Source organism: Clostridium yunnanense (genome assembly GCF_016595795.1).
Classification (GTDB): domain Bacteria; phylum Bacillota; class Clostridia; order Clostridiales; family Clostridiaceae; genus Clostridium_AR; species Clostridium_AR yunnanense.
In genome coordinates this window covers 16,854-42,426 of the sequence record NZ_JAENHN010000047.1, presented here as the reverse complement: position 1 = coordinate 42,426, position 25,573 = coordinate 16,854, and the positions used below count along the sequence as shown (strand labels likewise).

At 30.2% G+C, this 25,573-nt stretch carries 19 protein-coding genes; 7 read left to right on the top strand and 12 right to left on the bottom strand.

Annotated features, from left to right (window positions below):
* Positions 1–614 precede the first annotated feature (614 nt).
* The gene (locus JHL18_RS17330) at positions 615–1,031 is read right to left on the bottom strand and encodes an RrF2 family transcriptional regulator (RefSeq protein WP_200271547.1); all 417 of its coding nucleotides are present in this window, start codon (positions 1,029–1,031) and stop codon (positions 615–617) included.
* A 328-nt stretch (positions 1,032–1,359) separates the two neighbouring features.
* On the opposite strand from JHL18_RS17330, the gene JHL18_RS17325 reads away from it, so the two are divergent.
* The 4 genes from JHL18_RS17325 (at position 1,360) to JHL18_RS17310 (ending at position 5,115) form a co-directional block, all read left to right on the top strand.
* A complete protein-coding gene (locus tag JHL18_RS17325) occupies positions 1,360–1,905 on the top strand; it encodes a glutathione peroxidase (protein WP_200271545.1) in 546 nt (181 codons plus the stop codon).
* A 234-nt stretch (positions 1,906–2,139) separates the two neighbouring features.
* A complete protein-coding gene (locus JHL18_RS17320) occupies positions 2,140–2,622 on the top strand; it encodes a glutathione peroxidase (protein ID WP_200271544.1) in 483 nt (160 codons plus the stop codon).
* A gap of 2 nt (positions 2,623–2,624) precedes the next feature.
* Positions 2,625–3,068, top strand: a complete 444-nt coding sequence (locus JHL18_RS17315) for a MarR family winged helix-turn-helix transcriptional regulator (RefSeq protein WP_200271542.1) — start codon at positions 2,625–2,627, stop codon at positions 3,066–3,068.
* A gap of 208 nt (positions 3,069–3,276) precedes the next feature.
* Positions 3,277–5,115 (top strand): urease accessory protein UreH domain-containing protein, encoded by a 1,839-nt coding sequence (locus JHL18_RS17310; RefSeq protein ID WP_200271539.1) that lies wholly within the window; start codon positions 3,277–3,279, stop codon positions 5,113–5,115.
* Positions 5,116–5,252: 137 nt separating this feature from the next.
* On the opposite strand, the gene JHL18_RS17305 is transcribed toward JHL18_RS17310, so the two are convergent.
* The 6 genes from JHL18_RS17305 to JHL18_RS17280 form a co-directional block, all read right to left on the bottom strand.
* Complete coding sequence (locus tag JHL18_RS17305; RefSeq protein WP_200271537.1) at positions 5,253–6,659, bottom strand: glycosyltransferase family 2 protein; 1,407 nt, start codon at positions 6,657–6,659, stop codon at positions 5,253–5,255.
* Complete coding sequence (locus JHL18_RS17300; RefSeq protein ID WP_200271535.1) at positions 6,652–7,818, bottom strand: HEAT repeat domain-containing protein; 1,167 nt, start codon at positions 7,816–7,818, stop codon at positions 6,652–6,654. Before JHL18_RS17300 ends, JHL18_RS17305 begins: the two co-directional genes overlap by 8 nt.
* A gap of 10 nt (positions 7,819–7,828) precedes the next feature.
* Entirely contained in the window at positions 7,829–8,236 is a 408-nt protein-coding gene (locus JHL18_RS17295) for a response regulator (RefSeq protein ID WP_200271533.1), read from the bottom strand.
* 1 nt (position 8,237) lies between these two features.
* Positions 8,238–10,373: a family 2 glycosyl transferase gene (locus JHL18_RS17290; protein WP_200271532.1), complete on the bottom strand. Its 2,136-nt coding sequence runs from the start codon at positions 10,371–10,373 to the stop codon at positions 8,238–8,240.
* Between the two features lie 284 nt (positions 10,374–10,657).
* Positions 10,658–11,974: a hemolysin family protein gene (locus JHL18_RS17285; RefSeq protein ID WP_200271531.1), complete on the bottom strand. Its 1,317-nt coding sequence runs from the start codon at positions 11,972–11,974 to the stop codon at positions 10,658–10,660.
* A gap of 380 nt (positions 11,975–12,354) precedes the next feature.
* Positions 12,355–13,791 (bottom strand): family 1 glycosylhydrolase, encoded by a 1,437-nt coding sequence (locus tag JHL18_RS17280; RefSeq protein WP_200271530.1) that lies wholly within the window; start codon positions 13,789–13,791, stop codon positions 12,355–12,357.
* A gap of 283 nt (positions 13,792–14,074) precedes the next feature.
* Between JHL18_RS17280 and JHL18_RS17275 the strand changes: the two genes are divergently transcribed.
* The 3 genes from JHL18_RS17275 to JHL18_RS17265 all read left to right on the top strand — a co-directional run bounded on the left by JHL18_RS17275 (position 14,075) and on the right by JHL18_RS17265 (position 17,227).
* Positions 14,075–14,785, top strand: coding sequence for an HAD family hydrolase (locus tag JHL18_RS17275; RefSeq protein ID WP_200271529.1), 711 nt, complete (start codon positions 14,075–14,077; stop codon positions 14,783–14,785).
* Between the two features lie 259 nt (positions 14,786–15,044).
* The gene (locus JHL18_RS17270; protein ID WP_200271528.1) at positions 15,045–15,917 is read left to right on the top strand and encodes a magnesium transporter CorA family protein; all 873 of its coding nucleotides are present in this window, start codon (positions 15,045–15,047) and stop codon (positions 15,915–15,917) included.
* A 23-nt stretch (positions 15,918–15,940) separates the two neighbouring features.
* On the top strand, positions 15,941–17,227 hold the full coding sequence (locus JHL18_RS17265) for a transglutaminase domain-containing protein (protein WP_200271527.1): 1,287 nt from the start codon (positions 15,941–15,943) through the stop codon (positions 17,225–17,227).
* 101 nt (positions 17,228–17,328) lie between these two features.
* Here the strand turns inward: JHL18_RS17265 and JHL18_RS17260 are convergent, their stop codons facing one another.
* The 5 genes from JHL18_RS17260 to spoVAE all read right to left on the bottom strand — a co-directional run bounded on the left by JHL18_RS17260 (position 17,329) and on the right by spoVAE (position 25,559).
* On the bottom strand, positions 17,329–17,901 hold the full coding sequence (locus JHL18_RS17260) for a class I SAM-dependent methyltransferase (protein ID WP_200271526.1): 573 nt from the start codon (positions 17,899–17,901) through the stop codon (positions 17,329–17,331).
* Positions 17,902–17,997: 96 nt separating this feature from the next.
* Positions 17,998–19,047, bottom strand: coding sequence for a DNA polymerase IV (locus JHL18_RS17255; protein WP_200271524.1), 1,050 nt, complete (start codon positions 19,045–19,047; stop codon positions 17,998–18,000).
* A gap of 478 nt (positions 19,048–19,525) precedes the next feature.
* A complete protein-coding gene (locus JHL18_RS17250; RefSeq protein ID WP_200271522.1) occupies positions 19,526–22,489 on the bottom strand; it encodes an ABC transporter substrate binding protein in 2,964 nt (987 codons plus the stop codon).
* A gap of 358 nt (positions 22,490–22,847) precedes the next feature.
* A complete protein-coding gene (locus JHL18_RS17245; protein ID WP_200271520.1) occupies positions 22,848–24,941 on the bottom strand; it encodes a thioredoxin domain-containing protein in 2,094 nt (697 codons plus the stop codon).
* Positions 24,942–25,205: 264 nt separating this feature from the next.
* Complete coding sequence (spoVAE, locus tag JHL18_RS17240) at positions 25,206–25,559, bottom strand: stage V sporulation protein AE (RefSeq protein ID WP_200271518.1); 354 nt, start codon at positions 25,557–25,559, stop codon at positions 25,206–25,208.
* Positions 25,560–25,573: the final 14 nt, after the last annotated feature.

The window sequence follows — 25,573 nt, the reverse complement described above, 5'->3', positions numbered from 1 at the left end:
ATGCAAAGATTCTACTTTTAAATGATTTCTACCCATAATTCAACCACCTTTCTCCGTATGTTTAGTATTTGAAGAAAAATTGTGGTTATTCAGTATAACTTAAACTTAGACCTAGGATACCTATAAAGGGTTCCTATATCGAAACTTAATTTATACTTGTTCGGAAATCTCGGCTTCTAGAGAATTTTGGGCATGTATAAATTAATAGTTGAACTAGGAACCCTATAAAGATGTATCACTTCGATCTGAAATCTATTTTTAAAACTCTGCTGGGTTCTGAGCAGAGAATTTAAAAACATAAATTCTAATGTGAAGTAGTTTATCTATAGATAAACCAGTTCCAAATAGAATCTATATCTTATAATCCTATTGCCATTAATAGTTAACAGAAATATAGCCTAGTTTTATTAGCCAGAACTGGATTATCTATTCCGCTGAACTGATAAACTACTTCAATCATTAAACTCCAAATAAAGCTTTCGATGGTTCTACGAAGCTTTATTTGGATAAATTCTAATATGAAGTAGTTTATCTATATAAAAACAAAAACTGCTATTGAGTAAAAAACTCGATAGCAGTTTTAAAAGAATAAAAAAATTAGGGAATATCAATCCCTAATTAAATCTATTATTCATTATATCATCAAAGGTTATGCCAGTTAGCTGTTCATCAACTATATTTTGAATTCTATTCAAAGCATTATGTAGCTGACATCTTCCAGATCTATTTGCATTACACATTTCAGGCTCACCTATACATTTTGCAACATAAGTAGGCCCATCTATTGCTTCTATAACATCATTCAAATGTATTTCTTGTGGAAGTCTTGCTAATGAATAACCACCATTAACACCCCTATAAGAACTAACAATCTTCGCATGTGTCAATTTTCTAAGTATCTTAAGCAAAAATCTTATAGGAACTTTTTCATGTTCTGATATTGATCTTGCTTCTATCTTTGTACCGTAATCTAATTTGCAAAAGTATAAAACTACTCTTAAAGCATAATCTACTTCCTGTGTTATCTTCATAATATTACCCCTTATAAGGTTTTAAATACATGACTAAATATAGCACTAATACATTGAAATGTCAACGTTTCACTTGATTTGCCACACTCACTCACTATGTATCACTTCGCTTCAAAATCTATTTTTAAAACTCCTTTGAGTTCTGGAATGATAGTTTTAAAATATGTGTTTTATGGTGGACTAGCAGATTCATATAGTAAAAAATTAATTTTATAAATTAATTTTTAATATTTATATTTACAATAAAAACTTCTCGTGCTATTATATGTGTATGCAATTCAGTTTTATACAATTAAATTTTATAATATATAATTAGGAGATGTTTAAAATGGCTATTTATGATTTTAAAGTAAACAACATCGATGGAAAAGAAATAGAATTATCTAAATACAAAGGTAAGGTTTTAATCATTGTTAATACAGCAACTAAATGCGGATTTGCGCCACAACTTGAAGATCTACAAAAATTATATGAAAAATATAAAGATAATGGGTTAGAGATTTTAGGTTTTCCTTCAAATCAATTTGAAAATCAAGAACCTGGCTCAAATGAAGATGTAAAAAATATTTGTTCCATCAATTATGGAGTAACATTTAATATGTTTGAAAAAGCAGATGTTAGAGGAAAAGATGCTCTACCATTATTCAATTACCTTGCATCAGAAAAACCTTTTAGAGGTTTTAATTTAAATGATCCCCAGCAAAAATTCTTTAGTGCATTTTTAGAAGAAAAATTCCCTGAATCTTTAATAGATGATTCTATAAAGTGGAACTTCACTAAATTCCTTGTTGATAGAAATGGTAAGATAATCGGAAGATTTGAATCTCCTGTTGATCCTTTAAGTATGGAAAGTTATATAGAAGCTTTATTATAATTTATATAAAATTTATGCTATATTTCATGAATATCTAGTTGTTATCAGTAAAAGCTATTAATATATTATCGATAATTTTAATTTGAATACTGGTAATAAAATTTCTAATTTTCATTTTATTTTAATTCGTTCAAAGAAGAACTATTTACATTTAGATATATAAATGATATATTTATATTATCAATTTAATTTTATGCAATTTAATTAAACTCAATATTATTGGAGGTATTAAAAATGAGTATATATGATTTTAAAGCTATAGATATAGATGGTAGAGAGGTTGACTTTTCTGATTATAAGGGTAAAGTATTACTTATAGTAAACACTGCGAGTAAGTGTGGTCTCACACCTCAATTTAAAGAACTAGAGGATTTATATAATAAGCTTAAAGATAAAAACTTTGAGATTCTTGGATTCCCTTGCAACCAATTTGCTAGTCAAGATCCTGGAAACAGTGAAGATATCAAAAGTTTTTGTCTGCTAAACTATGGAGTAACTTTTAAGATGTTTGAGAAGATTGATGTAAATGGTGAAAATGCTCACCCTATCTACAAATATTTAACTTCTCAAAAAGGTGGACTTTTAAATAAAGCTGTTAAGTGGAATTTCACAAAATTCTTAGTTGATGCAAATGGAAATGTAGTAGACAGATTTGCTCCAACTACAGTTCCTTCAAAGATTGAGGAGGATATAAATAAACTTTTAAAGGACGTGTAACAATGGAAGATAACGAATTAAAAGATGAAATGTTAAAATTAGATAATCAGCTTTGCTTTGCTATTTATGCTTGTTCCAAAGAAATAATCAAGGGATATAGACCTTATCTCGACGAGCTAGGTCTTACTTATACACAGTATATAACTCTACTTTCACTTTGGGAAAAGGATAGTGTAACTGTAAAAGAATTAGGAACCAAGCTATATCTTGATTCTGGTACTTTAACACCATTATTGAAAAAGTTAGAAGCTTCTAATTTAATAGAGAGAATTAGAGATAAAGAAGACGAAAGAAACGTTATAATAAAGCTTACTGAAGAAGGCAAGAATAAAAAATTGTCAGCTGAATGTATTCCTCAAAAGTTATTGGAAAATACAAAGCTGTCACCAGAAAAACTTTTAAGTATAAGAGAAAGCATGAAGGCTCTACTAGAATCAATGAAATAGCATAAAAACTACCAGAAATATTTCTGGTAGTTTTTATTTTATACTTGGAATTGTATTGAAATTAAAAGGTTATATTAAGTTTTTTCTGTTTCTTCATAAAGAATTCATATAAAATAGATATCATAATTAGTATGATGATATTTTTTCACGAATAAACAATCCATAAGATAAATAAATTTGAGGTGTAAAATGTTATAGGGGTGATAGAATGGCAATAAAAAGTATAAACCTTAACGTTAATGACATGACCTGTACTTCTTGCGAAAATAGAATAACTAATTCTTTGAAAACTCTTTCTGGAATATTAGAAGTAAAGGCTAGTTATAATAGCTCATCGGTTTATGTAAAATTCGACAATGAAAAATGCTCTTATGGGAAGATATGTGGAGCAATAGAAGAGATAGGTTACACAGTCACAGGAAATACTTTATCACAAAGTAATTCTGCTAAAACTGAAATATTACCTATAATTGCAATAATACTTATAGCATTTGTATTTATAAAATTAGGGCAGAATTCTATCGGCTTTGATATGAGTTCTAAACTAGGAACAAATACTACATACGTTATGCTATTTGTAATAGGTATCTTCACTTCACTACATTGCGTAGGTATGTGTGGAGGTATAATGCTTTCTCAAAGTATATCAATAAAAGGTGCAAATAAATTTTCAAACCTAAAACCTTCACTTTTTTATAACTTTGGAAGATTAATATCTTATACACTATTAGGTGGACTAGTAGGCGCTATAGGATCTGTATTTACTATAACTATAGGGACTCAAGCATTAATATCTATAATAGCCGGAGTTTTTATGGTGATAATGGGATTTAATTTGGCTGGATTTAAATTTTTTAGGTCTATTAGCCTTAAACTCCCTTGGTCAAATTGTAATTCAAAAAAATCAATAGCAGGTAAACCATTAGTTGTTGGTCTAATGAATGGCTTGATGCCTTGTGGACCTCTTCAAACAATGCAATTATACGCCCTTGCTACCGGTAGTCCAATTAAAGGTGCTATTTCTATGTTCATCTTCGCCTTAGGTACTATCCCACTTATGCTTATATTTGGAGCTTTTGCAAGTTTTCTTAACAGTGGCAAAACTAAAAAGCTGCTAAAAGTCAGTGGAATTATAGTTATATTATTAGGCTTTATCATGGCTAACAGAGGATTTACCCTTCTGGGCTTCAATATATCACCTATGTCTATGTTAAGTGGTAAAAACTTAGCTTCTAATGTTAAGATGTCTGATGATAACAAGGGAAAATTAGTAGATGGCAAACAAGTTATTAACTTAACTGCCGATAACAAAGGTTATTCTCCTAATGTAGTATTTCTTCAGAAAAATGTGCCTGCCAAGATAGTTATTGATGGAAAACTTATAACTTCTTGTAATAATGAAATTGTATTTCCTAATCTAAACATAAGTAAAAAACTAAAATCAGGTGAAAATGTAATTGAGTTCACTCCTACTGATAAAGATATTGATTATAGCTGTTGGATGGGGATGATTACTGGTAAGATCAAAGTTGTTGATGACTTAGGAAATGTATCTCAAGAAGACGTTTCTAAGGCACAATCAGATCAACAACAATCTGCTGCTGGAGCAAGTTGCTGTTCTCCTGCTGGAGGTGCTGCAAAGGAACCACAATTATACGGTCAGCCTATCTCTAGTATACCTACTGATAAAATAGTTGTAAAAGCTAAAATTGATGGTGTAACACAAAGTCTTTCGATTAAAGCTAACAATAATGAATTTGAGCCTTTAGTTTGGGTATTAAAAAAAGGTCTCACAGCTAAGGTTTCTCTTAATTTAGATGGTATGAATAATGCCGATGGTAAGTATGACATTATAGGATTTACCACTAATACTAAGATTACCAGCTTCACAATAAGCAATTATATTGGACAATTAGATATAAAATTTGATAAAGAAGATACTTATTTTATTGAAAAAGATAATAATATTTACGGAGTTATTAAAGTTGTCTCTGACTTTGATAATGCTGACTTAGAACAAATAAGAAATGAAACTATAAATCAATAATACCGATATAAATTGCTAAATATAGATAAAAAGTACCACTTCAATCTAAAATCTATTTTTAAAGTTCTCACAGGTTCTGGTAAGAGGCTTTAAAAATATAAACTTTAGTACGAAGTGGTACATCTTTATGTATTGTTTTATCCTTGAAATTTCTTCCTTTTTATGCTACCCCAACTACCTTTTAGCTTTCTAAACTTAATTATACCTTCTAATCTATATAACGTAGTCATCTGCCTATATCCAAAGTTCTCTATTATTCCATAAAAGGTTAATTTAATTAGCTGCCATATTGATGGGTACTTATTAAAGGTGTATTCCTCTAATAGTATTGCTCCTATAGAAAGTATAACTCCATATAGTATAGATGAAGCTAAAAAGAGTATGAAGTATCTAATATTAAGCACCCCAAAAAAATAAGATAAAGGAATAAATACATATCCAACTACTTCTACTACAGGTCCAATCATCTCAAATACCCAAAAATAAGGAGCTGCTAAAATGCCTATCTTTCCATATCTAGGATTAAAAAACAACCTTTTATGTTTGAATAAACTATCCATAAGTCCGATCTGCCATCTTCTTCGTTGTACTCTTAGATCTTTGAATTTCTCAGGTGCTTGCGTCCAGCAAACTGGGTCTGGTATAAATTTTATTCTATATTTCTCTTTTCTTTCTCTCATAATTCTATGAAGCCTTACTACTAGCTCCATATCTTCACCTATAGTTTTAACAGTGTAGCCTCCAACTTCTATAACACTCTCTTTTTTAAACGCTCCAAAAGCTCCTGATATTATAAGCAAAGCATCAATTGAATCCCAACCCATTCTGCCGGTTAAAAACGCTCTAAGATACTCGACTATCTGAAACATCGCTACCCTATTCTTAGGAAGCCTTATTTCTTTTATCTTGCCATTATCTATTGTACTTCCATTTGCGATCCTAACTATTCCTCCTACAGCTATTGTGAGTTTATCCTCTACAAAAGGCATTATCACTCTTACTAAGGAGTCACTTTCTAATATTGAATCAGCATCAATAGATGCAAACACTGGATATCTAGATATGTTTATTCCTGCATTTAAGGCATCGGCCTTACCTCCATTTACCTTATCTACCACTACTAGCTTAGGTATATCTACATTTTTGTATACTGCTTTGATCTCGTTAGTTGCAACTCTATATCTTACAGGTTGATACACCTTTCTGAGCTTAAATGCTTCTATTACTCTTTGTAGAGTTTCATCTTTAGATCCGTCATTAATAACTACTATTTCAAATGTAGGATAGTTCAAGGCCAGAAGAGATTTTATGTTGTCGACTATGGTTTCCTGCTCATTATATCCAGGCACTAATACTGATATAGGAATCATATTATCAGATTCGGTATATTTTTTGTGGTTGGAGTATCTCATCTTTCTTATATAATCATATAAATTAAAGCTTGATAATATAAGTTGAATAAAATAGACTCCATTAACAATAAGAACATAATATAAGATAAAGTGGTTAAACGCTAAAATTACTTCCCTTAAAATATTACTCATCTTTTGTTTCACCACCGTTATCAATATAGTCTTTTATAAGCACAGCTAATTTTTCATCATAGTATTTGTGGTTTTCATCATCAAATATTCTCGCCAATAGATCCATATCTTCCATAGCTGATATTATTATATCTTTAGCAAATTTATCCTGTCCTTCAAATACCTTATACACATACTTTAACCCTTTATCTAATTTAAGTATAGAAACAGCAGAATTATATCTTACAAACCATTGTCTATCAGATAACTTATCAATTAATTTAGGTATGCTATCTGTATCACTATATCTTCCCAGAGTTTTAGCAGCTAAAGCCCTAATTTCCCAACTTTCATCATCTAAAAGATTAGAAATCTTATTTATATACCCAATATCTTTCATATTTCCTAAAGCCTTAATAGCTGCTATTCTTCTTTCTTTAGAACTACTATCTAAATATCTTGCTATTGGCTTTATCAAAGCATACTCTACTGAATTTCCTGCAGACTTTATAAATAAGGAACCTATAAATTCATCTTCTGCATCTATCATTTTTGAATACACGAAACTTTTATTTCCTTCAAAGCTATCTATTATTTCAATTAGACTTCTTTCACTTAGTAGAATTGATCCATTTATCCTCGAGAAAGCATCTATAAAACTTTGTTCATCCCCTATTTTAGCTAAAGCTAAAAGTGCATTATATTTTATATCTTGTATAGAGGTTGGTATTTGTTCTAATAAATCTTTTGTGGCCTTTTTACTTCTTAATTCTCCTAGCCTTTTACAGCACAGTGCTTTCTTATATATATTTCTTGTATTTAATTCTTTCAATTCATTGTCTACAATTTTATGATCTTCGCAAAATTGTATTAAGATTTCTCTAAATTCGCCTGTAAAATTTTCAAGGTAATAGCTTATTCGTTCTTCTACTATGCTCCTTCTTATATTACTCCTAAGTATTTTCTTAAGTCTCTTTTCATCAATATTAATATCATTTGTATTTTCAGTATCTATTACCTTATTGATTATAGAATCTATCTCAGGAATTAATTGCTTCTCGTACTTAGCTCTCTGTTTTCTAGCTATCTTTTCTATACTTTTTTCTACTATTATATATACATAAAGAAATGCCACTATGGTACTGAAAAGAATTATAGAATAATATATATACTGTTCCATGAATTCACCATCATTCTTTTATATACTTTTTTATGATTTCATCCATCTCTCTTGGTGAAAATGGCTTTTTCACAATTTCACTTGCTCCAATCTCTAAAATATAATCTATATTTTCAGTTGATTTCTGAGCTGATAAAACTACTATATTAATATTATCATCTAATCTTTTAACCTTTCTTATAAATTCATCTGCATACATCGTATCCATATAAAAATCGATTATAAGAAGATTGAACATGGTGTATTTCATTAATACTAGCGCTTCATTTGCATTATCAGCTACTGCAACAGAGTATTTCTTATCTTTATACCTACTAACCATTATTGAGGTTAAGGCCGCATCATCATCAACAATTAAAATTTTTCCTTCGGTCATTTTGTCATCCTTGCTTGCCATTAAAAGTGATTTATTCTTCAATCTACTGTCCTCCTATATCTTTAAGCGCCTCTTTTAATATGTAATAGGAAGGCTTAAGCCTCTCATGAAAACTTGGGTTATTCCATTCATTTAAGGTGAAATACCCCATATCATTACTGTTTATGACTTTATTATTGCTTATATGAATTCCTCCTATATATATACCATCAACTTTTGTAGCCTTAATTCCATAAACATTAAAGTCCTTCATTATACTCTTTGTAGATGGATCCATAAAGTTTAATAATTGCCATGGAATTCTTATTTCTATATTATCGCCATTAACATTAAAGTCTGTTAATGAGTTAAAGGTATCATGTTTTGGATTGCCATCACCAAAAGTTAGTCTCCCAGTTTCATACTTTGATAAAGGTATAACAACTTTATCTTGAGGCAGTAATAACTCTTTATTAAGACATAAATACATTGGATTAAATATATTGTTGTCCTTATTCTCAAACGCTGTATTTCTATCTATCATCTTTAATTGTTTTGCATAGAGATAATAAAAAGAATCGTAATAACTATGTACCATAATTCTTGAATTACTTTTACCATCAATATTTACAATAAAGTCTACTGATCTTTGAAAACTTATATTAGTATCCTTAAGAGATAAACTACCTGAACTAGGTGTTACATCTATTGGAATAATAAACTTATCTTTTTCTAAATTGAAATTATCTACCTTTGCATATAGATATAAATATTTTTCATCCTGTTTAGCATAAACGCTAAAATCACTGCCTTTGGCCAAAAGTTTACTATCTTCCCATTCATCAGCATTCCCATCAACATAACATACACTAGCTTTCTTTCCAGGATCAAAAGCTAAAACTCCAAATTCCTGCTCATTGGTTTGAGGATTTGACCAATAAGCTCTTCTCTCTGGAATATCAAAATCCATAGTATTCCAAGTTCGCTTAAACCATTCATCTTGCCATGTGAATACAAAACCTCCACAATATCCTTCATCATATATATTCTGGAGCATAAACTTATCCATCTCTCCTTGGCTCTTTTCGTCGATATCTCCTTGGTTAAATCCCATATGTATATTTTCATGAGCCTTACCTCTAGATGCAGGAATACCAAACTCAGCTACAAGAACCGGAGTTGTATGTTGTTTTCTGAGATCCTTTAAATAAGCTCTATACGTATTTGTTTTCCCATTCGCATCTTTAAACTGTGCATATTCATGCTGATAATTCATCAAATCAGGATAATAAGGGTATATATGATAAGATGCAAATAATCCTGGTTTAAAAGAACTTTTACTTTTTATGTGTTCTTGATTTACTACTGCCATATCCTCAGTAGATAAAGGTTCATTTGGATGCGACAGCATATCAGTAGTTACCCAATTGGTAAAACTAGTTGGTCTTTGCATCTTATAGCTTGTTGATTCATACTCTATGGCATAATCCCCTAACTCACAAAGAAACTTTTCAAAAGGAGATGCATTATTTGTATATAAATACTTCCCATCATAACTAACATTATCTTTATTAAGAGCATTTGTATTTAATACAAACTCAGGATCCCACTCAATACCAAGTATCCATCCTGCTACGTAATTAGATATGTTTTTTTTATAAACACCACTGGCATAACCTTTCTTTTCTGGCAATTCTGCCTTTCCATGAATCACATCTACTAATGTCTTTATATCTGCTTTTACTTGTTTTTTTATTTTTTGATCTTCTGCATTTTTTATATTTGCTATATCTTCTTCATTAATCCAAATACCTTGAAAGAGGTATAAAGGCTTGATAGATTCCTTATTGTATTCATAAAGAGCCTCATAAAACTCTGGTTTTAAAATAGTATATACCCTTATGCTATTAGCATTCATCTCACTTATATATTTAAACCACCTTTTATATTCTTCCTTGGTTATTGCATGTTCTCCTGGAAAGCTACCTGGCTTAGCTGCACCTATATTTACTCCCTTTATAAAGCTCTTTTTCCACTTTCCTAGTTCATAAGTATAGAAATCTTTAGCATCTACCTTAGTAATGTATTTGATGTTATCCTCTCTATATACAGAAAACCTATTCCTAGCTATGTATCCAAACTTCCATATGGAAAAACCAAGAATTGCTAAAGTTATCACTACCGCTAAAAACTTCTTCATTAAAAATGCCCCCTTATACTATGCACCAAGTACTATAAACCTTTATCTTCTAAATACCTTCAACCTCTAGCATTAGACTATGCTTCAGAATTCTTATGAAAATTTCTTTTCATAAGCTCCTTAAGGATGAATAACATTGTATTTTAACATTCCCTATTGTTATTATGCTCTAAAGCGGATTAGTCCATGTAAGTACAATAAAAATTTTACTTAAGCGGCTTTTCTTCACATAAAAAAACCTTTGTTTTTCAACAAAGGTTTTTAACTAATCTAAAAAATCTATATTATCTTGTCATGCATGCTTTTATCTTTTTAATTCTTTTATCTCCAACTTCCTCTACTTTAAACATAACATTTTTATATTCAACTATTTTCTCTTCGTCACTTTTAGGTATCTTTCCTATCATACTTACAAGAAATCCACCTATGGTATCAAAGTTGTCAGTTTCTATATCTAGATGTAGATGTTCATTAACATCATTTATCGATAAAAGTCCATCTATTAAATAAGTGTCATTATCTAACTTCTTAATTTCACTTTCATTATCATTCTCATCATACTCATCAAAGATATTTCCCATAACTTCTTCTATTAAGTCTTCTATAGATACTACCCCTGAGAATCCACCATATTCATCTATAAGAATAGCCATGTGATTCTTAGAGTCTTGCAGTTCTTTAAACAGAGTATCTATATTGTTAGTTTCAGGAACAAAATAAGGAGTTCTTAATATGCTTCTTATATTAATCTTATCTATCCCTGTCTTATTTGCCTGGAAGAAGAAATCTTTCATATATAGTATACCTATTATATTATCAATATGACCTTCATAAACTGGAACTCTAGAGAAGTTTTCATTTAATAGCTTAGAAGAAATTTCTCTTATAGGAGTATTTATATTTATTAAAAACACTTCCGTTCTTGGAGTCATTACTTCTTTTGCAAGCTTGTCATCAAACTCTATTATACTTTCTATCATTTCCTTTTCGGTCTCATTTATAACACCATGCTCTTGTCCAACTTGAACTAAGGATTTTATCTCTTCTTTAGAAACTTTTTCCTCTAAGTTTTTGCCATCTATTCCAACAAGTCTTAGCAATAAATTAGTGGATCCTGAAAGGAATTTTACAAAAGGACTACTTATTTTTGAAACAAATACAATTGGCATTACAGAAAACATAGCTATGGCTTCTGAGTTCTGAAGCGCAACTCTTTTTGGGAACAATTCTCCAAATACTAGTGTAAAATATGATAATAAAATAGTTATTACCACCAAAGATATTTGACTGCTATACGGTATATTAAACTTTTCTAAGAATACAGAAAACTCACCACTTATTCCTGTAGCAGCAGATGCACTAGCAAAAAAGCTTGCAAGGGTTATACCAACTTGTATAGTTGCTAAAAAGTTACTAGGTTCGTCCAAAAGTTTTATTAAAGATATGGCTTTCTTATTTCCTTTTTCAGCAAGATTTCTAACCTTGTTCTTATTTAAAGAAATTATAGCCATTTCTGCAGATGAGAAAAATGCATTTATAAGTGTTAAAAACACTATTAATAATAATTGAAACAAAATACTACCATACGGGCTCGGGTCCATACTTTTAATACCTCCTAAAACATTATAGCTATAATGATATCATAGCTAACGAAATCTTACAAATTCGAAAAATTCTTAGAATTGTCTAATAATTTATCTTAAAAGCCTAATATACAATTTATCCTGCTTACACTTTCTAAATCTAGTCCATAATTCAACTAGGTGCTAAATGAAAAAAATCACCTACTAGATATAGGTAAGAATACAATATTCTTATACTACCTCTAATAGGTGCAAGTTCAAGTTTGGAACTTATTATATATTAACTATAAGGGTTTGCTATTTATAATTTTTCACTTCATATTATATGCTATATTTAAAGTTTTCATAAATACTTATGAAATAATTTAAAAACATTTTTTAATTATGAAGTAATACTTTTATACATTCTCACCATTGGTTTCTATTACTTCTTTATACCAATAGTAACTCTTCTTTTTGATTCTTCTTAAATCCTTATCTCCAGTTTCATCCTTATTTACATAGACAAAACCGTAACGTTTTTGATATCCATTAAGCCAGCTTAAAAGATCCGTGAAAGACCAAGTGCAGTAACCTATAAGTTCTACCCCATCGGTTATTGCTTCTTTGCAAGCTTTAACGTGAGCTTCTAAATAAGCTATTCTATAATCATCATTAATAACATCATTTTCTTCTAACTTGTCAAATTCACCAAGTCCATTTTCTGTTATCAATATAGGTAATCCATATCTATTAGTTATTCTTCTAAGTCCTACTCTTAAACCTTCTGGGTCTATCTCCCAATCCCAGTTAGTAGCTTCTAAATGCTCATTTCTCTTAGATTTAAATACGCCTGGGATACCACCATCTTGAGTAGTTCCTTTTTTACCAGAAGTATTCATCTTAGCTTCTCCAACACCATCTAATGGATTCATTTCCACAGTAGCTGTTCTATAGTAATTAACACCCATAAAATCAGGAGTACCACTCTTAAGAAGTTCTATATCTCCTTCTTCTATTTTTGGTGCTAAGCCTTTGCTTGCTAAATATTTATACGCAGCCTTTGGATATTCGCCCTTAACATAAACATCCATCCACCAATGACTAGTTAGCTCCTCATGATTTTCAAAAGCTAATATATCTTCTGGCTTACTGCTTGCTGGATATGTTGGTGAATAAGCAAAACTTGGCCCTATCTTTCCATCTGGAACTATTTTTCTAAAAGATTGTATTGCTTTAGCATTTGCTAAAAATGCAATATGATTTGCTGCATAAAGTCTCTTTTGATCCTTTACTCCAGGTGGATGTAAAGCCGTACCATATCCTAGACCTATAAATACATTTTGTTCATTTAAAGTAACCCAATGTTTTACTCTATCACCATAAGCCTTAAATAAAGTTATACAATATTCATTAAAATCATCTATTATTTCTCTTGATTCCCATGCACCATATGCATCCATTAATCCTTGAGGAACATCCCAATGGTATATAGTTATAAGAGGTACTATGTCATTTGCAATTAATTCATTTATAAGATCATCATAGAATTTTAAGCCTTCTTCATTAACTTGACCTTTTCCACTTGGGTAAATTCTACTCCAAGCTATTGAAAATCTGTAGGCTTTTAACCCCATCTCTTTCATAAGGGCAACATCTTCTTTGTATCTGTGATAATGATCTACTGCAACGTCACCATTTGTTCCCATATATGTAGTTCCAGGTAGTTTAGTATATATATCCCATACAGAAGGTCCTTTTCCATCTTCATCCCATGCACCTTCTACTTGATATGCTGCTGAAGCTGATCCCCAAAGAAAATTATCTGGAAATTTACTTAATTTTTCGTATATCACAATCACCACTCCTTTTACCTCATTTTATAATTAAAAAATTTATCAGTAAACATTTGCAACAACAATAGTAACATGTTAACTAGTATAGACATTTTGTTTTTTCTAAAAACAAGCTGTTACAAAACATTGTATTAATAAAATTATTTTATTATAATATTTATTATGCTTTCTTTTAGTTTATACAAGTATACATTGCTATTTATAAACTTTAATTAAAGTATTGGAGGTAGCATCAACTTAATTTCAACGTATGAGTAAATAAAAGGTTAGATGGGAGAATTTTATGAATACTATATTATTTGACTTAGATGGAACTTTACTGCCTATGGACACAGATGAATTCACAAAAATATACTTTACTGAAATGGCTATATACCTTTCAGATCTTATTGATGGAAAAACTTTAGCTAAAAACATATGGGCCTCTACTGAAGCTATGGTAAGGAATTTAGATTTTAAAACTAATGAAGAAGTATTTATGGAAGACTTTGCAGCTAGAATAGAGACAGACATAAATACATATAAAGAAAGATTTTATAGTTTTTATGATTCAGGTTTTTTAAATGCTAAAAAAGCTGTATATGAAAATAAGTATATACAAAAAAGTGTTGCCATACTAAAGGAAAAAGGCTATGAACTGGTTATAGCAACAAACCCACTTTTCCCTCTTAAAGCAATACTTCATAGAATAAGCTGGGCAGGCTTAAATGCCAGTGACTTCATCTATATATCTTCATATGAAAAGAATCATTACTGTAAACCACAGGTTAAATTCTATGAAGAAATATTAAATGATTTAGGAAAAAATGCTAATGACTGCATGATGGTTGGTAATGATGTAGAAGAAGATATGATTGCTGGTAAGCTAGGAATTGAGACTTATCTCATAACTGATAACTTACTAAAAAGATCCGAAGATATAGCTAATGCAGACCACAAAGGTACATATGAAGACTTTTACAAATTTGCTGAAAGCCTACCAAAATTAGTTTAGATTAGATTTAAGGATCCTTACATGATTTATAGAAACTGTTATCATGTGAGGATTCTTAACTATTTAGCAAACTTTTATTTATTTCTATCCCTAACTCCCATAATAATCATAGTTGTTACTAAACTATATTTATCATATAATTGTCTATAGAGATCCCCCGTAGAAAATCGCTAGTTCTACCTTTATTTCCGCATCTGCTTTTCTCAACGTATATGAGAAAAATCTGGCAGTAGACACATTGTTCTTTTGGAGGCACATCATGGCTTATATTTTTTATAAAGATGGACATGCTATAGATAATACAGCAGTGGACAATCTAAAAGATATTGATTCAAATACACTTTTATATATATCACAGGACAAAAGTGAGGCTTTCTTTAGAAGTCCTCGCAAAGGTACTGTAAATACTATAAGTAGAGATATTACGCATAAGGACAAAGATACAATACTTTTAAGTATCCCCTATTTAAATACTAATAGTAAATACATATTAGAAGCTATCTTATTCAAAGAAACTTTGATTTTAAATCTGAAGGATACTGCTTGTATAGAATTCCTAAAAGAAAAATTAATTGCTGATATAAATATCAACGCAAAATCACTGCTACTTCATTTATTTGAGTATTTATCTTTTGTCTATAGCGACAAGCTAATGAGATTAAATGAATCTATAGAGGAACTTTTTGAGAATGCAGTTTCGGATAAAACTGTAGAAATGGAACAAATCCTTAAGAAAAAGAAGGTTCTCTCTATCATTAAAAGATACACCACTTACTATAAATCAATGGTTAATTATTTAGAGGACGAGTTATCAGAACAACTAATGTACAACAAGGTATTTTTTTCTCTCGACCATACTCTTCAAATAGTAGAAGATGTTGAAAGCTCTATATATTCTTGCATTGATATATATAATTCAATATCTGCAAATAAGATGAACAAAACTATGGAACTTTTAACTTTTATAACAGTGTTTACTCTACCTTTTACCATAATTACAGGAGTTTTTGGTATGAACTTTGAGATTATGCCCTTAATATCTAATAAGTTTGGCTTTATATCCTCTTTTGGATTAGCCTTAATTATAGCTATTATTGAATTTTTATATTTTAAAAAGAAGAAATATTTATAGACTTATAAAGAGGTGAACTGTAAATGAACTTTAAAAAATTAACTTTAATATTTTGTACTATAATAACATTAAATACTATATTATATGGTTGCACAAAAAATGAAGTTGTAGCAACAAGTGCTAGTACAAGCAGTGAGCCTAATATCATAAAGTATGATCCACCTGAAGATATTTCTTCAAAGAGTACTGCAAGTACAAATAATTCTACTAATTCTACTAAAAATAAGAATTCAACTAGTAATGCTCAAACACCAGTCGATAAAAATAATTCTGCATCAGCTGTAAAATCAGTAACTTCAAGTAAATCTTCTAACATAAATGCCAATAATGCATCGAAAGTTAATGTTTCAACTGAATCAGCTCTATATGATGCTATCAAAAAAGGAATAGAAACTGGAACTGATATATCAGTTGATTTATCTAAGCTATCCATAAATGGAAGTCTTGTTGATTTTGCTTTAAAGGTTGCTAGTGAAACTGGTTACGCAGGCTACCTTGAAAATGTTCAGTATAATACAACTGGAAATAATGTAGTTTTACACTTCAATTATAAAGCAGGAAAAGAAGGTTTTACTTCACAAATAAATTCTGTGAATTCAAAGGTTCAGTCCATAGTTGCCTCAGTTATAAAACAAGGGATGAATGATTATGATAAGGAATTGGCTCTTCATAATTATGTGGTAAATAACACTGTTTATGACTCTAAAAATCTTGAGCTTAATTCTCTTCCTAATGATTCTTTTACAGCTTATGGAGTATTTATTAAGAAAGTTGCAGTATGTCAAGGTTACTCTGAGGCTATGTATAGGCTTTTAAACGCAGCAGGAGTAAGTAATAAGATAATAACCGGAACTGCCAACGGTGTACCCCATGCATGGAATCTTGTCAGCATAAATGGTGCTTACTATCACTTAGACACAACTTTTGATGATCCAGTGTCTAAATCTGGAAATCTCTTAAGTTATAACTACTTCAATGTAACGGACGCTCAAATATCAGTAGATCACAGTTGGATAAAGAGCAACTACCCTACTTGCAATAATACTGCAGCAAATTACTTTAAAGTTAATAACCTACTCGCAAATAATAAAAATGACTTTTATAATATAATTTATAATGGTTTATCAAAAAAACAAACCTCAATAATATGTAAGACAAGCATTTACGATACTAATACTTTCTCACCAAATGCATTAGTAGATGTAATATCAAAGCACCCTGAATTAAATTATATAAATAATTCTAAAGGTTTTTCATACAGTTACGATCAAAACTCTTTTGTAATGGAGTTTTTCGTAAGTTACAAGTAATATGTTTTATCCTATAATAGATAAATAAACATCTATATTACAGAATTAAATTTCGTAATAAATAAAGAGACTGAAGTCTTTATAACTTCAGTCTCTTTACTTTATATTTTTGTTGCCAATATTCCATAACTTCTTCCATCAAAATTGAAAACTTCTTGGACTCTAAACCCAGTCATAGCTAATAATTCTTTTATAACTTCTATTGATATTAGGTCTTTAGCTTTAATCTGGTGTTCTTCACATTGAATTGAAGGATTTAAAAGGGCTAGTTTACCATTATCCTTTAGCATTCTATTAATCTCACTTAAAAAAGTTTGCTTATCTTCTACTTCATGAATTACATTGCAGGCTAATGCAAAAGTAATCGAAGAGGATTCCAGTTTAAGATTATTATGATCAGTTTTTATTGTTATTATATTATTCAGCTCACTAAATATAGCTTTTTTATCCACTTCATCTAACATTTTTTCTGAATTATCCAAAGCATAAATTTTATTTTTACTTATCATTTTTCCTAGAGGTATAGTAAAACTTCCTCTTCCACAACCTATGTCTGCAACAACATCCTCTTCACTTACCCCAAATTTCATCAAAATCTCAAAAGGCGAGGCTTCAAGCTTTGTCATATCGTTTTGATGTGCACTACTGCTTTCTATATCTAATTTATGTTCCATATATAAAATCCCCTTCCCAAGAAGTTTATAATTTCAGATGCAAATATCCTATAACGATTATCTCCATTTTTTCATATTTATAGACTAAATATAAATTTATTTACTCCAAAAAGACATTTGCTCTATTGTATCCTCTTTCAAGGATGATATTGACAATCCTATTAACCTTATTTTCTCTTCTAATTGTAGATTTTCTAATATATCTATAGCTTCATTATACAAATCATTTTCTTCTCTTATAAAGTTGTTTAGCGTTCTGCTTTTGGTATGGCTAACGAATGATGATGTTTTTATTTTAAGTATTATAGTCTTTCCACTAACATTCTTATTTTTAAGTATAGAACTTATATCTGAACAAAACTCTTTTATATATTCTTTAAGTTCCTCTATCTCATCTGTGTCAACTCTAAGAGTAGTCTCTTTTCCTATAGATTTTCTTTCTCTTGATGTTATGACCTTTCTATTATCTGTACCTCTTATTCTATCATAGATATCATGTCCAAACTTACCGAAGTATTCTATAAATATATTCTCAGGGAGTTTATATAATTCCTCCACAGTAAAGATTCCTATATTATTTAGCTTTTTAACAGACTTTGAACCAAGTCCATATATCTTGTTTATAGATAAGGGAAACAAGATTTTTGGCACCATTTCTTTGGTTATGATTTTAAGACCATTAGGCTTATTCCAATCAGATGCAAGTTTAGCCAGAAACTTATTGTAAGATATACCAACAGATAACGTAAGTCCAATGTCATTTTTAACCCTATTTTTTATATAATTTGCTATATCTACAGGATTTTTACTTATATAGCTTATATCTAAATAAGCTTCATCTATACTTAAGGGCTCAACATAAGGAGTAATTTCTCGAAATATATTAAATATATCATTAGAAATTTCTTTATATCTCCAAAATCTTGGCTTTACAAACACTGCATTAGGGCACAATTCCTTCGCCATAAATATAGGCATAGCACTCCTAACACCAAAACGTCTTGCTTCGTAAGAACATGTTGCTACCACTCCCCTATTTGATGTGCCTCCAACAATAACTGGCTTACCTTTTAAACTAGGATTATCCAATACTTCTACTGAAGCAAAAAAAGCATCCATATCTACGTGAATTATTACATTATCCACTTAAACACTCCCTTTTTTTATTCCTTAGATCCATATAACTTAATTATATCTATTCCTCTGAATTGATAAACTACTTCAATCCTTGGAATCAAAATAATGCTTTCGATGAATCTCCGAAGCTTTATTTTGATTAATTCTAATTATGAAGTAGTTTATCTATATGTGTAACGACTTAAAACACAATATAAGTTAAGGAATAAAAAAGAATACCATAACTATTATACCAAAAAGAACACACGTTTCCACATTTTTTTAATTTTTTAATTCAATTAAGTCTTTGGTGAAATTAAATAGTTATTCACACAATGCTTTAATGAGAATTAACTGAGAATTAGTTTATGTTTGTACAACCTTAAAGATGTACCACTTCTAACCAAAATCTATTTTAAAAACTCTCACTGATTCTGGTGGGAGTTTTTAAATACAATAAATTCTAGTACGAAATGGTACATCCATAATATATGAACTTTTAGATTTATCAAGAATTATACTTCTTTAAAAGCTCTAGTGCTTGCTCTTCTGGCACCGGTTTGGATATGTAATAACCTTGCACAATATCGCATTTATTATTAATTAAATAATTATATTGTTCTTCAGTTTCTACTCCTTCTGCAACAACAGTGAGTCCCATCTGGTGAGCAAGTTGTATTATTACACCAACTATACTTTCATTTGCTTTGTTTGTATCTTCAGAACATAATTCATCTATAAATACCTTATCTATCTTTAAAGTATCAAAAGGCATGTCCTTTAAATAAGTTAGAGATGAATATCCCTTACCAAAATCATCTAAGGATATTTTTATAGATTTTTCTTTAAGCTTGTTCAACTTAGTTATGTTTTTATCTATAGACTCCATAAGTATAGATTCTGTAATTTCTAAATTAATAAAGTTAGAGTCAACACTTGATTTAGCAATGACCCCTTCTACCATGTTTAAGAAATCATCTTGCAGAAGTTGCACCACTGATACATTTAATGATATATTGATATCCCTATAACCTAGGTTATGAATTCTTGTTATAAACTCGCAGGACTTTTCCAATACCCACTTACCAATTTGTATAATTATGCCTGTTTTTTCAGCTAATGTTATGAATCTAAAAGGAGAAACAAATCCTAAAGTTTCACTGTTCCATCTTATTAAAGCTTCAAAGCCTTCTATTCGTGAATCCTTTAGGGATAGTTTAGGTTGAAAATGAAGTACAAATTCATCTTTATTTAATGCTAATCTCAATTGGTTTTCCATTATAAGCATTTCAAGTATATTATCATTCATCCATCTTTCAAAAAAGGTGAAGGTCCTTTTACCCGCTTCTTTTGATTTGTACATTGCAGTATCAGCATTTTTAAATAGTTCCTCAAAATTATGTCCATCTTTTGGATATATTGCTGCACCAAAACTTGCTGACGTTATCACATTAACGCCGTTTACTGATATGTTACTACCTAACTTTTTCACTAAGTCCTCTATATACGAATTTATAAATTCTTCATCTACTGCATCAGGTAATAAGATCAAAAACTCGTCTCCTCCATGTCTTGAAACTACACCTTTGTCTCCAGTCACGGACTTAATTCTTTTAGATACCTCTATTAGCAAATCATCTCCTATCGTATGTCCAAAAGAATCATTGATATTTTTAAAATTATCTAAATCCATAAATATTACAGCTATATTTCTCTCACTATCTTCTTTTATAATTTCATCAAACACTCTGGATATTTCAGTTCTGTTGGGCAATCCAGTTAGAAAATCGAAAAATGCCAATCTCCTAATCTGATCCTCTTGAAGTTTTTTCTCATGAATGTCAGAGTGTGAACCCACAATTTTAAAAGGTTTACCATACTTATCCTTCATTGATTTTCCAATAGAATGAATCCATTTATATTGTCCATCTTTTTTCATAATCCTAAAATCAAATGAAAAGGTTTCTCTTTTTCCTTCACTTACCTCAATAACAAAGTTCCAAGCAGTAAGACAGTCTTCGGGATGTACTATCTTGTACCATTCTTTCATATCTCTTAATTCTTCTATTGATAAATCAAAAATTTCATACCATCTATCTGAAAAATATCTTTCTCCAGTTATTAGGTTAATTTCCCATAATCCATCGTTAGCCATCTCAAATACTAATCTATACATTTCTTCATTTTTTTGAATAATGTCTCTATTCTCTTCTAACCTTATATATTGATGTCTCAGTTCCTCGTCTGAAGCGGCTAATTCTTCGTAGAGAGCAGAAAGTTCATAGTTATTCTTTTTCAGCTCTTCTTCAGCCTTTTTTCTTCTTAGTATATTTGTTATTAGTATTGTTACCACGGCTGTTAGTATAAGTATTATTGATATAACACCCCATACCAGATGCTTATATGTATTATAAAAAGAAAAGTCTTCATTAATTAAAACACTACCTGCTGGCAACTGCTGCTTTGATATGCCAAACTTCTTCATTATGTTATTATCGTATATACCTATAATAGATTTCTTATCTTCACGTAGATACGTAGATGGTATATTTCCATTAATAATCTCTATTGCTAATTCAGCTGCACTTTCTCCATGCACCTCTCCACTTAGCAAATAACCACCTATAATCCCATGATTTAAATTCATCTTGTAAACACCAAATATAGGAACTAATAACTTTTTGCTTAACATATCTGTAAGTTCTTCATTTTGTACTGTTTTGCCTTCATTGTCTCTTGCATAAGTTGTGACAAGTACAATACTGTCTTTATCTATTACAGGAATACTCGCTTCTAAGTTGCTTAGCGATAACTTGTTAACTTCCTTTAATTCAACATTACTATTTAGACTATTTAATGTTTCTTCAACTTCTCTAAAGGATGCTATTCCAGTTTCAGTATTGTCATGAACAACATATAGCTTCTTTTTATGCGGATATATATGCATTGCTGATTTCACTGTATCTTTAATATCGTCCTCTTCAAATACTCCGTAAACATTATCATAACCATCGGTCATTCTTTTTGCAGCTTCATCAAATACACCAGAAAAGACAATAGGTATATCTCCAAATAACTCTTGTCTATTTTTAAGTGAAAAATTTAAGGCAGCATCATCAGTTGTCATAACTAAATCTATCTTCTTATTTTTATACCTATATTTAATCAATTGCTTAAACTTATCCAAATTCTCTTCATACGGACTATTCTTCCAATCTATATACTCAACATATACCTTGGATTTTGGTTCAGCTTCCTTAAACTTTCTTAATATTCCATCGGTTTGATCTATTGTCCATGTATAAGTACTATCATAAGAATTTATAAGTAAAATATTTTTCTCCTGTTGTTGTGCGTTTGTGACAGGTGGATTTATATAAGGGATCAAAAGTCCTACAAACATAAAGCTTACAAAACTTATTATAAATATATTAAAAATCTTCTTTTTCTTAAAGTCTTTGTTATAGAACACTCATATTCCACCTCCCTTCTTCATAGACAAATTCACTTATTTTTTGACATTAATTTCATATTATTTATAAACATTATAATCTATAAGAAAAATAATGTCTATTAACATTAATTATTTTTTAATTATTTTAATTTATTAATTAAACTACTTCATATGGTTCATCTAATATAATTATCGTACGAAAAATTTTTTTCTACTCTGTTAAAATATTCATATAATGTTAATGAAGAAAGCACTAAAAGTTTTCAGGCCTTTTTAGAATAATTTATTACTCCAAAAAAGGCCTGAAATATTGTTATAACATCTTAATAATCCTTATCAGTGCTCTAGAATAAATTCACGTAGAGGTTTCTTATCCTCATTTACCAATCATTCTTATTGCTTCACTCAAGCTTGTCACTGGCTCATTACAAGTAAAATTCCTACATATATATATAGTTGTTTTGTCATCCACCTTATCTTGATATCTTGTATAGTCTGCTATTTCATGAATCAAGGGATGCGATTCATTGGTATTCTTAGCAACTAATACTGAAGCCGGAGAACATACTGACCTAATACTGCTTACATAATTTTTAAACTCATCTGAGCTAATATCACCTACCACAACTATTTCTTCACTTTTACTAAGAGATAGAAGTATACCTGAAACCATTTGAGTATAAGCTATTGGACTTTCCTTTATAATATTAGAAAATGCTTTTTGAAGTTTCTCACAGTATTCTTCATATTCTGTGTTTCCTGTTATTCTACTGAGTCTAAGAAGATTCAAAAAAGTTATAGAATTTCCTGAAGGTATTGCCCCATCATATATTTCCTTCATTCTAGTAAGAACTTCTTCTTCATTTGATGATGTAAAATAAAAACCTCCTTCGTCGTCCCAAAAATTCTTTATTTGTTCATTCATTAGGTCAATGGCTTTTTTTAGATATCTATCATTAAAGGTAGCTTCATAAAGCTCTATTAAGCCAAATATCATAAAACTATAGTCATCAATATTGCCTAGTATATTCCACTGCCCTTTACAATATCTATGAAACAAACTCCCATTATCTTCTATACTATTAATAAAGAAATCAGCACACTTTGAAGCTACTTTAGTAAAATCCTCCCTGTTAAATATAGCCGCTGCCTTGCTTAAAGCAGCTATAATAAGACCATTCCAGTCAGTTAATATTTTATCATCCATATGAGGATGTACTCTTTGCTCTCTCTTCTTAAACAATGTGTCTCTTATCTTATCTAAAGTATTATTTAAGTTATCATCATACTTATCATGACTGAGTTCACTTAATTTTTCTTTAAGATGAAGTATGTTATAACCAGTAAATCTTCTTGTAGCCTCATCTTTAAAATTGCCGTTTTCTTTTAAATTATATACTCTACTTAAAAGCTCAAGTTCTTGATCATCTAATATATCTCTTAATTCTTTTATAGACCATACATAAAACTTGCCTTCTTCTCCTTCACTATCCGCATCTTCTGCCGAATAAAATGCGCCTTCTTTTGACAATAACACTCTATTGCAGTATCCTAATATACCTTCTGCAATTTCCTTATAGTAATCATTCTTTGTAATGTTATAACAATCTGCATAGGCCAAAGTAAGCATAGCTTGATCGTAAAGCATTTTTTCAAAATGAGGAAGTAGCCATTTTTCATCAGTTGAATATCTATGAAATCCGTAGCCTATATGATCATAAATTCCTCCCATGCTCATACTATCTAAAGTTTTAATAACCATATCTAAGGCTTTTTGATCCTTATTTATACGATAATAATTCATTAAGAATAACAAATTATGAGGTGTTGGAAACTTAGGCGAGTTACCAAATCCCCCATTCTTATTATCATAGCTATTACTAAGTTGCTTAAAGCAAAGCTCTACAACTTCTTCACTCAATAAATCCCCTGGAGAATTCTTTGCCGCTTCTTTTATTCTTTCAGATATATGCTCTGCTGAATCAAAAATCCTATCTTTGTCCTCACTCCAAAGCTCCTTAGTTTTATTAGTAAGTTCTCTCATACCTATCCTTCCATACTTACTAGTCTTAGGTATATAAGTGCCGGCAAAAAATGGTTTTTTGTCTGGAGTCATTATTATAGTTAAAGGCCACCCCCCACTTCCAGTAAGCATCTGGCATACTGTCATATAGATATTATCTATATCTGGCCTCTCTTCCCTATCTACCTTTATTGATACAAAGGCTTCATTCATAAGTTTAGCCACTTCATCGTCCTCAAAGCTCTCATGAGCCATAACATGACACCAATGGCAAGTTGAGTAACCTATACTTAAGAATATAGGTTTATTTTCTATTTTTGCTTTTTCAAAAGCCTCTTCATTCCATGGATACCAGTTTACTGGATTATAGGCATGTTGAAGAAGATACGGACTTTTCTCATCTATTAATTTGTTAGTTTTAATATCAGTCACTGTGCTACCTTGCATTTTATCACCCTATTTCACGATTATTTTTCAAGCTCATATTTAAATATTTTCAGTTTTTTACCTTTTATGGATATACTACTTCGTAATAAAGCTTATTATTTTTAAATTCTCTCACCAGAACCCGTGAGAGTTTTAAAAATATATCTCAGTTCGAAGTGGTACATCTTTATTATGACTAAAAAGCCATAGAATATTACTCGACGGCTTAATCAGTTAATTATTTATTTTCATCAAAAGTTGTTTTTTATACTAATTGCATTAGTCCTACCCTTTTGGCTTAAACACAAGTGCTGCAATAAATGCAAAAATTATTGCTGCAGAAATCCCTGAACTTGTTATATCAAATATACCAGTTAAAACACCAATTAATCCTGTAGTCTCAGCTTCCATCAATGCTCCCTTTACAAGTTGGTTACCAAAGCTACTTATAGGAGTTGAAGCACCAGCTCCTGCAAATTTCACTAACGCATCATACCAACCCAATCCCCCTAGAACAGCACCTGCTACAACTAGTGTACTCATAGTGTGAGCAGGTGTTAATTTAAATATATCCATCATTATTTGACCAATAACACATATAAGTCCACCAATTATAAAAGCCCAAACAAAAGTCATCATCTAAGCAATCGCCT

Excerpts from the sequence above, each read along its gene's own strand:
- JHL18_RS17330 (WP_200271547.1), bottom strand. The coding sequence starts at position 1,031 with ATGAAGATAACACAGGAAGTAGATTATGCTTTAAGAGTAGTTTTATAC.
- JHL18_RS17325 (WP_200271545.1), top strand. The coding sequence starts at position 1,360 with ATGGCTATTTATGATTTTAAAGTAAACAACATCGATGGAAAAGAAATA.
- JHL18_RS17320 (WP_200271544.1), top strand. The coding sequence starts at position 2,140 with ATGAGTATATATGATTTTAAAGCTATAGATATAGATGGTAGAGAGGTT.
- JHL18_RS17315 (WP_200271542.1), top strand. The coding sequence starts at position 2,625 with ATGGAAGATAACGAATTAAAAGATGAAATGTTAAAATTAGATAATCAG.
- JHL18_RS17310 (WP_200271539.1), top strand. The coding sequence starts at position 3,277 with ATGGCAATAAAAAGTATAAACCTTAACGTTAATGACATGACCTGTACT.
- JHL18_RS17305 (WP_200271537.1), bottom strand. The coding sequence starts at position 6,659 with ATGAGTAATATTTTAAGGGAAGTAATTTTAGCGTTTAACCACTTTATC.
- JHL18_RS17300 (WP_200271535.1), bottom strand. The coding sequence starts at position 7,818 with ATGGAACAGTATATATATTATTCTATAATTCTTTTCAGTACCATAGTG.
- JHL18_RS17290 (WP_200271532.1), bottom strand. The coding sequence starts at position 10,373 with ATGAAGAAGTTTTTAGCGGTAGTGATAACTTTAGCAATTCTTGGTTTT.
- JHL18_RS17285 (WP_200271531.1), bottom strand. The coding sequence starts at position 11,974 with ATGGACCCGAGCCCGTATGGTAGTATTTTGTTTCAATTATTATTAATA.
- JHL18_RS17275 (WP_200271529.1), top strand. The coding sequence starts at position 14,075 with ATGAATACTATATTATTTGACTTAGATGGAACTTTACTGCCTATGGAC.
- JHL18_RS17270 (WP_200271528.1), top strand. The coding sequence starts at position 15,045 with ATGGCTTATATTTTTTATAAAGATGGACATGCTATAGATAATACAGCA.
- JHL18_RS17265 (WP_200271527.1), top strand. The coding sequence starts at position 15,941 with ATGAACTTTAAAAAATTAACTTTAATATTTTGTACTATAATAACATTA.
- JHL18_RS17260 (WP_200271526.1), bottom strand. The coding sequence starts at position 17,901 with ATGGAACATAAATTAGATATAGAAAGCAGTAGTGCACATCAAAACGAT.
- JHL18_RS17245 (WP_200271520.1), bottom strand. The coding sequence starts at position 24,941 with ATGCAAGGTAGCACAGTGACTGATATTAAAACTAACAAATTAATAGAT.
- spoVAE (WP_200271518.1), bottom strand. The coding sequence starts at position 25,559 with ATGATGACTTTTGTTTGGGCTTTTATAATTGGTGGACTTATATGTGTT.